Origin of the sequence: Micromonospora sp. NPDC005305, from assembly GCF_040607315.1 — a bacterium.
In the GTDB taxonomy this organism is placed as follows: domain Bacteria; phylum Actinomycetota; class Actinomycetes; order Mycobacteriales; family Micromonosporaceae; genus Micromonospora.
In genome coordinates, this window is sequence record NZ_JBEXGL010000002.1 from 21834 (window position 1) to 34755 (window position 12922).

A 12922-nucleotide genomic window follows, 5' to 3' on the forward strand; every position below is an offset into this window, starting at 1 on the left:
TCCGGCGTGGTGAGGGTCACACCGAGGGGCCAGGGTGTCTCGATGATCTTCGTAACTGTGCTATGTGAGGAAATCTGATATAAGGGCCGGGCAGCACGACGAGGCCGCGCTCCCCGAGGGGAACGCGGCCTGCGGAAGGACAGGGGTCAGGCGCGGCCGGCCGGCCAGACCATCCGGACCTCGGTGCCGACGCCGTCGTCGACCGGACGGACCTGGAGGTCCTCGACGAAGCCCGCGAGCAGGGCGAACCCCACCCCGGTGGTCAGCGCGTCCTCGCTGAGCGACTCCTTGGCCAGCTCGTCCGGGGGCAGCGCGGCGAGGCCGATGCTCGCCTCGATCGGGGCGCGGTCCACCACCCGCACCGTGTACGCCCCGCTGTCGGACATCTCCACGTAGACCGGGTCGGGCAGCCCGTACTGCCGGTGCAGCGCGACCGCCCGGGTGCACGCCTCGCCGATGGCCAGGCGCACCTCGTCGAGCAGGTCCTCGCGCACCCCGGCCCGCCGGGCCACCGCGACGCCGACCAGGCGGGCGGTGCGGACGTGCACCGGAGCCGGGGAGAACGAGAGCTTGACGGTCGCCATCACGCGCCGGCGCCGGTCGGGTCGGCGTTGATCGCCGCGTCGACCGTGGGATGCAACGGGAAGACCTGGTCCAGGGCCGTGATCCGGAAGATCTTGAGTAGCGGCTCCTTGTCGCAGACCAGCGCGAACGAACCGCCGGCCGAGCGGAGCCGCTTGAGCGCGCCGACCAGCACGCCGAGGCCCGTCGAGTCGAGGAAGTCCACCCGGCCGAGGTCCACCACGACCCGGCGGGCACCGCCGTCGATCAGCTCCAGGAGCCGTTCCCGCAGGCGCGGCGCGGTGTAGACGTCCACCTCACCGCCGACCTCGAGCACCGTGTGCTCCCCCACGGTGCGGGTCGCCAGCGACAGCTCCATCGGTCCCTCCTCGGTAAGCTCTTCTGGGCATCTAACCATCCCCCCGCGCGGGCCCTTCCAGGTCACCGGCGAAGGCTTCCCCATACCCAGGCCCCCCGGTTTTCAATTCCGAACACCAGTGCGAGAGTGCAGGACGTGACCAGTGCACCTACCGCGCCGCCGGGCAGTGGCCCCGGGCGGGCGCCGGGAGAGCTGCTCCGGCGGCTGCGCCTGCGGCACGCCGCCGACCCGGTCACCCACGTCGAGCGGGTCCCGGCCCGGGCCGGCGAGCCGGCGCCGTGGCCGGACTGGGCGCCCGACGAGCTGCGGGCGGCGTTCGCGCGGCGCGGCGTGCTCGCACCGTGGCGGCACCAGGCCGAGGCCGCCGAGCTGGCGTACGCGGGGAAGCACGTCGTGGTGGCCACCGGCACGGCGTCCGGCAAGTCGCTGGCGTACCAGTTGCCGGCACTGGGCACCCTGCTCGCCGACCCGCGCGCCACGGTGCTCTACCTGGCTCCCACCAAGGCCCTCGCCGCCGACCAGCTCCGCGCCGTCGCCGGCCTGGAGCTGGAGGGGGTACGCCCCGCCACCTACGACGGGGACACCCCGCGCACCGAGCGGGAGTGGATCCGCCGGCACTCCCGGTTCGTGCTGACCAACCCCGACATGGTGCACCACGGCATCCTGCCCGGGCACGCGCACTGGTCGGGCTTCCTGCGCCGGCTCGCGTACGTGGTGGTCGACGAGTGCCACACCTACCGGGGCGTGTTCGGCTCGCACGTGGCGCACGTGCTGCGGCGGCTGCGCCGGCAGTGCGCGCGCTACGGGCGTACCCCCGTCTTCGTGCTGGCCTCCGCCACGTCGGGCGACCCGGCGACGGCGGCCGGCCGGCTCACCGGCCTGCCCGTCACGGCCGTCACCGAGGACACCTCGCCGCGCGGCGGGGTGACCTTCGCGCTCTGGGAACCGCCGCTGCTGCCCTCCTCTTCCGCTGATCAGGAGGTCGCCGACCTGGTGTCCGTCCGCCGCTCGGCGCTGCGGGAGACCGCCGACCTGCTGGCCGACAGCGTGATCGAGGGGGTACGCACGCTCGCCTTCGTCCGGTCCCGGCGCGGCGCGGAGGTGGTCGCCGCGAACGCCCGGCGGGCGCTCGACGAGGCGGTGCCCGGGCTCGGCGACCGGGTGGCCGCCTACCGGGCCGGCTACCTGCGCGAGGAGCGCCGCGAGCTGGAACGCGCGCTGCTCACCGGCGACCTGCTCGGGCTCGCCTCCACCAACGCCCTGGAACTCGGCGTCGACCTGGTCGGGCTGGACGCCGTGCTGATCTGCGGGTGGCCGGGCACCCGGGCGTCGCTGTGGCAGCAGGCCGGCCGCGCCGGCCGCTCCGGCGACGAGGCCCTCGCCGTGCTGGTGGCCCGGGACGACCCGCTCGACACCTACCTGGTGCACCACCCCGAGGCGCTGTTCGGGCGGCCTGTCGAGGCGACCGTGCTCGACCCGGCCAACCCGTACGTGCTCGCACCGCAGCTCGCCTGCGCCGCGCACGAGGCCCCGCTCACCCCGGCCGACCTGGAACTCTTCGGCGAGGGCGCGAAGGAGGCGGTCGACTCGCTGGTCGAGGCGGGGGCGCTGCGGCAGCGGCCCACCGGCTGGTACTGGCGGCACCGGGAACGCCCGGAGGTCGACCTGCGCGGCGAGGGCGGAGCGCCGGTCTGCGTGGTGGAGGAGTCCACGGGCCGGCTGCTCGGCACCGTCGACGGCGGCTCCTCGCACTTCCTGCTGCACTCCGGTGCGGTCTACCTGCACCAGGGCGTCTCGTACGTGGTCGACTCGCTCGACCTGGCCGACGGGTGCGCGCTGGTGCACGCCGAGGAGCCGGACTGGTCCACCCACGCCCGGGACGTCACCTCGCTGTCCGTGGTGTCCGTCCGGTCCTACGTGGACGCCGGGCCGGTCGGGCTCTTCCTCGGCGAGGTGGATGTGACCAGCCAGGTGGTGTCGTACCAGCGGCGGCGGATCGCCACCGGCGAGGTGATCGACACCCGGCCGCTCGACCTGCCGGCGCGGGAGCTGCGCACCGTCGCCGTCTGGTTCACGCTCTCGCCGGAGTCGCTGGCCGCGGCCGGGGTGGAGGCCGCCGACATCCCGGGGGCGCTGCACGCCGCCGAGCACGCGGCGATCGGCCTGCTGCCGCTCATGGCGACCTGCGACCGGTGGGACATCGGCGGGCTCTCCACCGCGCTGCACCCGGACACCGAGGCGCCCACCGTCTTCGTCTACGACGGCCACCCGGGCGGGGCGGGCTTCGCCGAGCGGGCGTACGGGACGGCCGCCGCCTGGCTGCGCGCCACCCGGGACGCGATCGCCGAGTGCGGGTGCGAGTCGGGCTGTCCCTCCTGCGTGCAGTCCCCGAAGTGCGGCAACGGCAACAACCCGCTCTCCAAGCCGGACGCGGTCAAGGTCCTCGACGTGGTGCTCGCCAACCTGGCGGCCGCCGAGGGTGGGCGCGGGGCTGTGCTGCCCCGGCAGGAGGGGCGGGCCGCGGACTGACCTCCTGGTTCGTGGGACGGGCGCATGAGTCGGACGGCATCGGGGCATTGATGCATGGGAGCGCTTCCATATCCCCGAGCTTCTTCGCGCCGGAGGTACCGCCGTGGCCGACACCATCGCCGAGACCGTCGACCTGCTCTACACGATCGACCAGGAGAACCTCACCCCCGACCAGCAGATCGCGCTGGGTGTCGCGTTGGCCAACCTGGCCCAGGCGGAGCGCCTGGAGCAGATCAACGAGCGCCTGCGCGGCATCCACCAGGTGCTCAACGCCTGGGCCATGAAGGCGACGGTCGACGGCGGCCGCTGACCCTTGCCGGCCGCCGGGCGAGCGGTCACCCGTCGGACCGCGCCGGTCGGGGGCACGCGGTGACGGCCGGGCTGTGCGAGACTCCGGCGTTCGCCTCTTCAAGGAGACCAGATGCAGCTCGACAGCTTGCAGGCCCAGCAGCGGTTCATCGTCCGGCAGCGGATCCGGATGATGGTCAACCAGTACGAGGTCCATTCGGTGGCGCCGGACGGCTCGGAGGGCGGGCTGCTCGCGTTCGCGCAGCAGAAGCGGCTCGCCTTCAAGGAGCAGGTGACCATCTACACCGACGACTCCAAGCAGTACCCCCTGCTCGGCTTCAAGGCCCGGCAGCGCCTCGACCTCGGCGCCACGTACGACGTGACCGACCACGCGGGCAACCCCATCGGCCTGTTCCGCAAGGACTTCGCCCAGTCGCTGCTGCGCTCCACCTGGCACGTCGAGCAGGCCGGCCTGCCGCAGATGACCGGGCAGGAGCGGAGCCTGCCGGTGGCCCTGCTGCGCCGCTTCGTGGACTCGCTCTCCTGGCTGCCCTACCACTTCGACTTCGTGGCGGGCGGCCAGCCGGTGTTCTCGGTCGACAAGAAGTGGGGCCTGCGCGACCGGTACGTGGTCGACATCCACCAGCCGCAGATCGACCGGCGACTCGTGATCGCCATGGCCGTCGGCCTGGACGCCCTCCAGGCCCGCTGACGCCGACGGCTCGACGCGGCCGGTGTCGGAGCGGTGGAGTCCCGCTCCGGCACCGGCCGCGGTCGTCAGCCTCGGGCCGGGCCGGCCCGGGAGGTGGCGGTCGCCGCGCGGGCGAGCCAGGGCAGTGGGGCGACCCGCACCTCCGTCGTGACGACGACGTCGAGCCCGTCGAGCCGGCAGGCCGTCAGCCGGCCGCCGTTGGCCCCGGCCAGATCGGCGGCCCGACCGCACGCCACCTCGGCGCCCTCCAGTGCCCGGCCGGCACCGGCGAGAGCCCCGAAGTCCGCGGCGTTCCGGGCCTGGTGGCGTGCGTGCCGGGCCGCGCCGAGCCCGGCGCCGAAGAGCCCGACCAGCACGAGCACCATCCCCACCGCGAGCAGGCACACGGTCGCCCCACCCCGGTCGGCGCCGCGGTGTGGCCGCCCGTTGACCAGGCTCGCAGCCCAGCCTGCCCGGCAACGCCGCCGACTGGCCGGCCCGGTCCCCAGGCGGGCGGTCACGGTTGCGGTCCGGGGGCTCCGGGTTCGACGGCGGCGACCGCGGTGCCCGACACGGTGAGCCGGGGCAGCCGGGCGCCGAAGCTCCGGACCGGCGCCCGGACGGTCACGGTGACACGGTCGCCGGCCACGGTCACCGAGATGTCCGCGCCGGCCGGGGCGTACCGGGAGCCGGCCGTCGACCCCGGCTCGCCCCGGGCGGCCGCGAGCGCCGCCTCGCGGGCCGCGTCGAGGCAGCCCGCCCGGGTGGTGACCGCGTCGACCGCGGTGAGGCCGGCGAAGAGGAGGAGCATCAGCGCCGGCAGGCCGGCCGCCAACTCGGCCGTGAACGAGCCCCGCTCCCGCGCACCCCACGGCCGCCGGCCGCCGACCCGTTCCGGGCGCCCGGTGCCTGTCGTGCCGGGCGGAGAGCCCGGGTCCGGTCCGGGCTGGCGGCCGGCCCACCGGCGACGGGTCACTTCAAGGCCCGGTCGATGACGGCGGTGAGCGCGGACTGCACGTTGCCGGAGGTGAGCACCTTCAGCAGGATCCCGGCGAAGGCGACCGCCGCGAGGGTGCCGACGGCGTACTCGGCCGTGTTCATCCCGGCGTCCCCGCGCAGGCGGGTGAGGAGTTTGCGCATGTCGTACTTCCTTTCTCGGGTTCACAGCACGTCGCCGAGGACGGCGACGATCACCGGCACCAGGCCGACGAGAATGAAGGCGGGCAGGAAACAGAGCCCGAGCGGCAACACGATGAGCACGCCGGCCCGCCGGGCGGCCGCCTCGGCCGCGGTCGAGCGGTCGGACCGCAGGTCGTCGGCGAGCCGGGTGAGCGCGCCGGCCAGCGCCGCGCCGCTGCTCGACGAGCGGACCGCGCCGGTCACCAGGCGGTCCGCCCCGGGCACGGGTCGCAGGTGGTCCCACGCCTCCGCCGCCGTGCCGCCGAGTTCCAGCGTCCGCCCGACCCGGCCGAGCCGGTCGGCGAGCGGCCCACCGAGCGCCTCGGCCACGGCCAGGACCGAGCGGTCCACCGGTGCGCCGGCCCGGAGCGCGGCGGCCAGCAGGTCGGCGGCGAGGGGCAGGTCGGCGGTCTCCCGGAGCCGGCGGTCCCGGACGGCCCGTGGCTCGATGCGGCGCAGCAGGCGATCGGCGGCCACCGCGGCCAGCGCACCGACGAGCGCACCGGGCCAGCCGCCCACCACGACCAGTGCCGCCACGCCCCCCAAGCCGGCGCCGAGCCGGATCCGGTCCGGCCACCAGGCGGGGCGGCTCCGCTCCGCCCGCCGGGTGAGCGCGAGAAGATGCAGCCGCCGCGCGGGCCGGACGGCCGGCCCGGACGCGACCAGGAGCAACGCCGCCGCGCCCAGGCAGGCCGCGGCCACCACCTGCCGCGGCATCAGGCGGCCCGCCCGGGTGCCGTGCCGAGGCGCTCCGCCCACAGCAGACCACTGATCTGGAGCGCCACTGCCGCGAGGGCGCTGCCGCCGCCGACCGGGGTGTGCAGGAGGACCGTCACCGGGTCGACGCCGATGGCGTACCCCAGTCCGATCCCGCCGAGCGGTAGCGCGGCGAGCAGCCAGGCGGTCGCCCGGGCGCCGGCCGCCTGGGCGGCTGCCGCGGCCAGGCCCCGGTCCGCCGCCCGGGCGTCGGCCTCGACCCGTTCCAGCAGCTCGGCCAGGGGCGCTCCGGTGCGGTCGGCCAGCCGCACGGCGGCTCGTGCCAACCGGACGACGCGCTGCGGCCCGTCGGCGATCGCGCCGCCGGCCGGCAGCCCGGCCCGCAGGTCGGCGGCGAGCGCGCCGATCTGGTCGAGATCGCGGCGGTGGGCCAGGTCGCTCGCCCGGCGGTCCCGCCGGCGCAGCACCGCCCGGGCGGCGAGCGTGCCGTAGGCGGCCAGGACCAGCGCGCCCACCGGGCCGCCGAGCAGCGCACCGGCCCCGGCGCCGACCACGGCCGCCGCAGGCAGGGCGGCCCGCCCGGACAGCGCGGCATGAGCGGCGGGCCCGCTCGACGTCGAGGCGACACCCGATCCCCGGAGGGGAAGTCCGGTGGCCGGCCGGAGCCCGGGGGCGTGGTCGGTGGGGATGGAAGCGGCGTCCGGCCGCAAGGTGAGGGTGCGAACGGTGGAAACCAGAGCGCTGGCCAGCCGGACGTGGCGCGCACGATCGGTCGGGACGAGAGCCGCGCCCATCCGGGGCCGGCGCGCACGATCGGTCGGACCGGGCCCGGTGGCCGGGCGGGTCGGGTCGCGTCGTCCCGGCGGCCGGTCCGGAAGGGGATGTCCCAGCAGCGCGCCGGACCGCTGGGGAAGGCCAGGATGAGACGTCGGCCCCACCGGTCCCGGGCCCGCGCACATCGTGCCGGGGCCGCCCGGACCGGAGGGTCTTCCCAGGTCGAGGACGGCGTGCCGGCGGACGCGGTTGGCGCGTACCGGCCAGGCGACCGTTGCCGCGGCGCCGGCCAGGAGCACCGCCACCAGCCACACCTGAGCGGTCACGACGGACCCGCCGAGCCGGGCCACGCCGCGCAGAGGATCGGCGGCACGGTCACGCCCCGCTCGCGCAGCAGAGCGCCGAGCGGTCGGGCGGCCAGCCCGAGCCCGCGCCCGCGTATCCAGGCGGGAACCACGGTGACCAGCCGCTCGGGTCCCTCGGGCAGGAGCAGGCCGATCGACTCCAGCACCCGACCCTCCGTGGTCCGCCGGACCTGCAGGAGCACTTGGAGCGCGGCGGCGACCTGGGCGTGCAGGGCGGCCCGGGGCAGGCCACCGAGCATCCCGAGCGCCTCCAGCCGGGCCGGCACGTCCGTCGGGGCGTTGGCGTGCAGCGTCCCGGCCCCGCCGTCGTGGCCGGTGTTCAACGCGGCGAGCAGGTCGACCACCTCGGCGCCCCGGCACTCGCCCACGACCAGCCGGTCCGGTCGCATCCGCAGCGCCTGCCGGACCAGGTCGCTCAGCCCGACCGCCCCGACTCCCTCCACGTTCGACGTCCGCGCCTGAAGGCCGATCACGTGCGGGTGCACGGGCCGCAGCTCGGAGGCGTCCTCCACCAGCACGATGCGCTCGGTCCCGGGCACGAGCCCGAGCAGCGTGTTGAGCAGGGTGGTCTTGCCGGAGCCGGTGCCGCCGGTCACCAGGTACGCGAGGCGGGCGGCCACCACGGCGGCGAGCAGCGGGGCGACCGGCCGGGGCACGGTGCCCTGCCGGACCAGCTCGTCGAGGGTGAACGGCCGCTGCCGGAAGGTGCGCAGCGACAGGTAGGGCCCGTCGGTCGCCACGGGTGGCAGCACGGCGTGCAGGCGGGTGCCGTCGGGCAGCCGGGCGTCGGCGTACGGGGAGGCGTCGTCGAGCCGGCGTCCGGCGGCCGCGGTGAGGCGCTGGGCCAGCCGGCGCACGTCGTCGACCGTCCCGAGCGGCACGGCCACCTGGTGCAGCCCCCGCCCCCGGTCGACCCAGACCCGGGTGCCGTTCACCAGTACGTCGGTCACCTGCGGGTCGGCGAGCAGCGGTGCGAGTGGACCGGCGCCGACGAGGTCGTCGTGGACCCGGTCGGCGATCCGGAGCAGGGCGGTGTCGCCGAGCACGGCGGCGTCCGGCTCGGCGCGTACGGCGGAGACGATGGCCGCGGGAGTGACCGGGGTGGCCTCGGCGGCGAACCGGTGCCGGACGCGCACGGCCAGGTCCCCGGAGTCGGCCGGGCCGCTCACGCCGCACCCGCCGCGGGCAGGCCGGTCAGCTCGTCGAGGAGCCGCTGGCAGAGCACGGCGAGGGGGCCCTTCCCGCTGGCGGCCGGCGCCTCGCCCCGTTCCAGTCCTCGGCAGAGCCCCGGCTCGGGCCGGAGGGTGCCGGCGAGCGGCAGCCCCAGCGCGCGGGCCACCTCGCCGGCCTTCAGCCGTCCGGGGGCGGGGCCCCGCACGATCACCGCCAGCTCGGCGCAGTGCGGGGCGGCCGCGGCGACCACCCGGGCCGCGGCGGCGGTGGCCCGCAGCTCCGCCGGCACGACGACCAGGGCCCGGTCGGCCGCCTGGAGGGCGACCACGGCCGCGTCGTCCAGGTGTCGAGGCAGGTCGAGGACGACCATGTCGCGGCCCCGGCGGGCGGCGTCGACGGTGGCGGCCATCGCCTCGGCCGGCAGGTGCCGCAGTGCGCCCCGGTCCCACGAGAGCACGACCAGGTCGCCGCGGCTGGGCAGGGCGCGGACCAGCGACGGCGGGTCCACCCGGCCGTCGGTGCCGGTGAGCCCGGGCCAGCGCAGCCCTTCGAGCTGCTCCCAGCCGAGCACGAGGTCGAGGCCGCCGCCGAGCGGGTCGGCGTCCACCAGGAGGGTGCGCAGCCGGGCCCGGGCCGCGGTGACGGCGAGGCCGCCGGCCAGCACGCTGGCCCCGGCGCCGCCCCGGCCGCCGAGCACGGCCACGACCCGGGACGGGCCACCGCCCGGGGGCTCGTCCGCGCATTCGGCGAACCGGTCGACCAGCCACGGCTCGGCCGCGGGCAGGGTGGCGACGTGCTCGGCGCCGATCAGCTCGGCGACCTGCGTACCCGGATCGAGCTGGCCGGAGCGGCCGACCAGCACCGTCCGGGGTCGGCGTGGGAGGCGGGCCCGCAGGCAGGCCTGCGCCTGGTCGGCGCCGACCAGCACCAGCGGCGCCGGCGTCCAGCGGGCCCGCGCGGCGGCGGGATCGGCGGCCAGTTCGACCTCGGTGCCGCCGGCCGCGGCGAGCCGCAGCAGCTCGTCGAGGAGGTCGCCGTCAGCGGTGACGAGGAGGGGCAGCCGGCGGTACGGCGGCAGCGGGGTGCGGGGTGGCATGGCGGCCTCCAGCGGTCGGACTCGGACGTGCCGCGGAGCAGCCTGCCAACGGATCCGGCGCACTGGTGCCCGACCGGGTGCGGCTGTGGACGACGGGACCGCCTGTGGACAGCCGCCGGTCGCCCGATCGATCTGCTATGGGCCGCCCCGTCGCCGCCGACCGTCCTTTATGCACGGATCTGTCGGAGCGATGTAACGGCGGCGGCCGTCCCCGCGATAATTCACTGACAGCAGTGTTCGGGTGACCAGATGCCCGGCTGTCGGACCACAGAGAGAGGAACGGGGATGCAGAGAACCTGGCGGAGGGCGGCCCTGGCGGCCAGCCTGTCGATCACGGGGGCACTGGGCGGGCTCGTGGCCGCCTCGCCGGCACAGGCGGAGACGGTGCCACTCGAACTGGGGCTGGCCGTCTCCCCCGACGGCACGGCCAGCACGATCAGCGGCAAGGCGATCGTGCACGGCACGGTGACCTGCAGCCAGCCGACCTCGGTCACGGTGAGCGGCGTGGTCGACCAGGTGGTCAAGAAGGTGCTGGTCCGCGGTCGCTTCGACGCGCTGGTCGCCTGCACCCCGGGCGCACCCGTGGCCTGGACGGCCGCGGCCACCCCCAACGACACCACGCCGTTCGGCAAGGGCGCTGCCGAGGTGAGCACCGAGGCGTCCGCCTACGACGCCGAGTACCAGCAGTACGTGGTCTACGACACGTCGATCGTGGACCTGGTCAAGTCCTGATCCACCGTGGCGCGGGCGGCCGGACCACCACGGTCCGGCCGCCCGCCCACGCGACTGTCGGCGTACCCGATGGTCAGCCGGTCCGGCCCGGCGCGTCCACGATCTTCCCGGCGATCCGGACCAGCTCGACCTCGACGTCGCCCTTCCTCAGGCTGACCCCCTCCGGGGTCGTGTGGTCCTCGACCACGACCGTCCGGCTGCCGAGGAACTCGTGGGTGGTCGGGTCGAGCAGGATGTCCTCCTGCCGCCAGCCGTCCTGCACCATCCCCAGCGCGATCGCCGGGCGCCCGTCGAAGTCGACCGGCTCGCCGGACCGGGTGACACCCGGGATGAGGGCCAGGGCCCGCAGCAGGGTCGCCTTCACGCCGGGCGGCAGCACGTTGTCCCGGAGCATCGACTCGATGAGCAGGAACGAGACGGCGTCGCCGTCCTTGCCGGACTGACTCCGGGTCCGCAGCCAGTCAAGCAGCGCCCGCGGATCGGTGGGCAGCCCGGCCAGCGTCGGGTAGTCCTGCGGCGGCATGACCTGCGGCGGATCCGTGCTCTCCGGCATGACTTCGAGCTTGCCGTCGATCATCTCGGCAGCCTGCCGCCCGTCGGCACGCTGCCACGACCGCGTGGTCTCGCGGGTGGCCTGGCCCTTGTCCCGAGCGATCTTGCCGCGGACCATCCTCAGCTCGACGTAGGTCCACTGGTCGGGGCGCGGTCGCGTGAACGGCTCGGTCTCGGCGTGCACGGCGGCCAGTTCGAAGGTCTGCGCGACCGGCCCGCTCGCCACGTAGGGCGCCGGGGGTGTCGCCGGGCCGAGGCCGCCGGCCGTGACCACCCCGGCGACCAGGGCGGCCGCCCCGAGCGCGGCGAGTCCGGACCGCCAGGCCCAGCCCGGCAGGCGCCGGCCGTGCCGCTCCGGCCGGCTCGGCGGGGTGGCCTCGCGTTCGGTGATCCGGGCCAGCAGGGCCGCCCGGGCGCGGCGCTGAGCGTCCGGCGAGGGCGGCTCGACCTCGCTCCAGCTCTCCCGCAGCGCGGTGATGTCGTCGATCACTCGGATTCCTCTCCGGTTGCCGTCGGGTCGACGCCACCCAGCGCCGCCCGCAATCTCGTGCGCGCCCGGTGCAGCCGGGACCGGACGGTGCCGGCGGGGATCGCCAGCGCGCGGGCCACCTCTTCGCAGGTCAGATCCGCCCAGGCGACCAGCAGCACCACCTCCCGGTCGGCCGGTGCGATCCCCTCCAGCGCCGCCGCGAGCCGCCCGCGCACGGCCTGGGCGTCCAGCCGTACGGCCACCTGGTCGGCCGGCCCGTCGCGGCTCTCGCGGTCGGCGGCGGTGGTGTGCTCCGCGCGGGCCAGCGCCCGGTACCGCCGCGCCTCGGCCCGCCGGTGCCCGGCGATGAGGTGGGACGCGATGCCGAACAGCCAGGGCCGCGCGCTGTGCTGCGTGGTGTCGTACCGCCGCCAGTGGTCGAACGCGACCAGGAACGTCTCCGCCGCCACGTCGTCGGCCAGGTCCCGGCCGAGTCGCCGGGTGGCGTAGCCGTGGATCGCCGGGTAGTAGCGGTCGAAGATGGCGTCGAACACCGCCGGATCCCCGTGCATCCGGCTGATGATCTCCGCGTCCGTCTCCTCGGCGGCGGTGCACACGTCCCGTGTCACCACACCCATGGATTCTCCTTCTGTTCCCACATCCCTCCTGCACGGCCGAGGGCTCATCCGTACTTCGCCGATGGCGGCGGGAGTGTTCGCGACGGGGAGACCGGCCACACCGAGCAGAACCGCATACTGAGTATGCTTCCCGCCGTGCGCTGTGATCATCGGACGGTGGCGCTCACCGCCGTGCTGGGCGGCCTCCTGCTCGGCTCCCTCGACTTCGTGTGGATCAAGTGGGTCCCGTCCCCCTTCGCCGAGCTCGGCAACTCCACCGCCACCTGGGCCGTCGCGGCCTTCGCCTTCGGCTGCCTGGTCCGGTCGGGCCCGGTGCGGTCGGCGCTGGGCGCCGCCGTCCTGCTCGTCGTCGCGGTGCCCAGCTACTACCTCACGGCGACGCTCCTCCAAGGCGACGACCCGGCCGTGGTGTGGGCGCCGACATCGCTGCTCTGGATGGCCTTCGGGGTGGTCGCCGGGGTGGTCTTCGGCGTCGGCGGCGACTGGGCGCGCCGGGACGGCGTGCGGCAGATCCTCGGGACCGCGCTGCCGGCCGCCGTCTTCTTCGAGGAGGCGGCACGGTTCGCCGGCCGGGCCCGGGACCCCGCCTATCCACCCGGCGCGGAGTGGAACGTCGCGATCGACGTGGCGCTCGGCATCCTGGCCGTCGTGCTGGTGGGCGGATCGCACCGCCGGCGGGCGCTCGCGCTGGCCGCCGCGCTGCCGATCGCCGCCGTCATCTTCGTGGGCTTCGCGGTGGCCGGTCGCTGAGCCGGTGTCCGGTCCGGATCACCCGGGAA

General features: G+C 75.9%; 16 protein-coding genes. 5 read left to right on the forward strand and 11 right to left on the reverse strand.

The window, feature by feature from the left end:
- Positions 1 to 146: 146 nt before the first annotated feature.
- Both ABZS80_RS03135 and ABZS80_RS03140 read right to left on the reverse strand, forming a co-directional pair.
- Positions 147 to 584, reverse strand: coding sequence for an ATP-binding protein (locus ABZS80_RS03135; RefSeq protein WP_355054212.1), 438 nt, complete (start codon positions 582 to 584; stop codon positions 147 to 149).
- On the reverse strand, positions 584 to 940 hold the full coding sequence (locus ABZS80_RS03140; protein WP_151462042.1) for an STAS domain-containing protein: 357 nt from the start codon (positions 938 to 940) through the stop codon (positions 584 to 586). The genes ABZS80_RS03135 and ABZS80_RS03140 overlap by 1 nt, the downstream gene beginning before the upstream one ends.
- 135 nt (positions 941 to 1075) lie before the next feature.
- Here ABZS80_RS03140 and ABZS80_RS03145 point away from each other — a divergent pair, with 135 nt between their 5' ends.
- The 3 genes from ABZS80_RS03145 (at position 1076) to ABZS80_RS03155 (ending at position 4469) form a co-directional block, all read left to right on the forward strand.
- Positions 1076 to 3469, forward strand: a complete 2394-nt coding sequence (locus tag ABZS80_RS03145) for a DEAD/DEAH box helicase (protein ID WP_355054213.1) — start codon at positions 1076 to 1078, stop codon at positions 3467 to 3469.
- 103 nt (positions 3470 to 3572) lie between these two features.
- The gene (locus tag ABZS80_RS03150) at positions 3573 to 3779 is read left to right on the forward strand and encodes a hypothetical protein (protein WP_313723462.1); all 207 of its coding nucleotides are present in this window, start codon (positions 3573 to 3575) and stop codon (positions 3777 to 3779) included.
- 111 nt (positions 3780 to 3890) lie between these two features.
- Positions 3891 to 4469, forward strand: coding sequence for a hypothetical protein (locus ABZS80_RS03155; RefSeq protein ID WP_355054214.1), 579 nt, complete (start codon positions 3891 to 3893; stop codon positions 4467 to 4469).
- 65 nt (positions 4470 to 4534) lie between these two features.
- Here the strand turns inward: ABZS80_RS03155 and ABZS80_RS03160 are convergent, their stop codons facing one another.
- The 7 genes from ABZS80_RS03160 to ssd all read right to left on the reverse strand — a co-directional run bounded on the left by ABZS80_RS03160 (position 4535) and on the right by ssd (position 9752).
- Positions 4535 to 4903 carry an Rv3654c family TadE-like protein gene (locus ABZS80_RS03160; protein ID WP_355054651.1) on the reverse strand — a complete coding sequence of 123 codons (369 nt, stop codon included), beginning with the start codon at positions 4901 to 4903 and terminating at the stop codon, positions 4535 to 4537.
- Positions 4904 to 4965: 62 nt separating this feature from the next.
- Positions 4966 to 5283 (reverse strand): TadE family type IV pilus minor pilin, encoded by a 318-nt coding sequence (locus tag ABZS80_RS03165; RefSeq protein WP_355054652.1) that lies wholly within the window; start codon positions 5281 to 5283, stop codon positions 4966 to 4968.
- Between the two features lie 137 nt (positions 5284 to 5420).
- A complete protein-coding gene (locus ABZS80_RS03170) occupies positions 5421 to 5588 on the reverse strand; it encodes a DUF4244 domain-containing protein (RefSeq protein WP_013283643.1) in 168 nt (55 codons plus the stop codon).
- Positions 5589 to 5609: 21 nt separating this feature from the next.
- Entirely contained in the window at positions 5610 to 6344 is a 735-nt protein-coding gene (locus tag ABZS80_RS03175; RefSeq protein ID WP_355054215.1) for a type II secretion system F family protein, read from the reverse strand.
- Positions 6344 to 7444: a hypothetical protein gene (locus ABZS80_RS03180; RefSeq protein ID WP_355054216.1), complete on the reverse strand. Its 1101-nt coding sequence runs from the start codon at positions 7442 to 7444 to the stop codon at positions 6344 to 6346. The genes ABZS80_RS03175 and ABZS80_RS03180 overlap by 1 nt, the downstream gene beginning before the upstream one ends.
- On the reverse strand, positions 7441 to 8652 hold the full coding sequence (locus ABZS80_RS03185; RefSeq protein ID WP_355054217.1) for a TadA family conjugal transfer-associated ATPase: 1212 nt from the start codon (positions 8650 to 8652) through the stop codon (positions 7441 to 7443). The genes ABZS80_RS03180 and ABZS80_RS03185 overlap by 4 nt, the downstream gene beginning before the upstream one ends.
- On the reverse strand, positions 8649 to 9752 hold the full coding sequence (gene ssd / locus ABZS80_RS03190) for a septum site-determining protein Ssd (RefSeq protein WP_355054218.1): 1104 nt from the start codon (positions 9750 to 9752) through the stop codon (positions 8649 to 8651). Before ssd ends, ABZS80_RS03185 begins: the two co-directional genes overlap by 4 nt.
- A gap of 285 nt (positions 9753 to 10037) precedes the next feature.
- On the opposite strand from ssd, the gene ABZS80_RS03195 reads away from it, so the two are divergent.
- A complete protein-coding gene (locus tag ABZS80_RS03195; RefSeq protein ID WP_355054219.1) occupies positions 10038 to 10484 on the forward strand; it encodes a hypothetical protein in 447 nt (148 codons plus the stop codon).
- Between the two features lie 73 nt (positions 10485 to 10557).
- Here ABZS80_RS03195 and ABZS80_RS03200 read toward each other — a convergent pair whose 3' ends face one another.
- Both ABZS80_RS03200 and ABZS80_RS03205 read right to left on the reverse strand, forming a co-directional pair.
- Positions 10558 to 11526 (reverse strand): CU044_5270 family protein, encoded by a 969-nt coding sequence (locus ABZS80_RS03200; protein WP_355054220.1) that lies wholly within the window; start codon positions 11524 to 11526, stop codon positions 10558 to 10560.
- On the reverse strand, positions 11523 to 12143 hold the full coding sequence (locus ABZS80_RS03205) for an RNA polymerase sigma factor (RefSeq protein ID WP_355054221.1): 621 nt from the start codon (positions 12141 to 12143) through the stop codon (positions 11523 to 11525). Before ABZS80_RS03205 ends, ABZS80_RS03200 begins: the two co-directional genes overlap by 4 nt.
- 135 nt (positions 12144 to 12278) lie before the next feature.
- On the opposite strand from ABZS80_RS03205, the gene ABZS80_RS03210 reads away from it, so the two are divergent.
- Positions 12279 to 12893, forward strand: a complete 615-nt coding sequence (locus ABZS80_RS03210; RefSeq protein ID WP_355054222.1) for a DUF6518 family protein — start codon at positions 12279 to 12281, stop codon at positions 12891 to 12893.
- Positions 12894 to 12922: the final 29 nt, after the last annotated feature.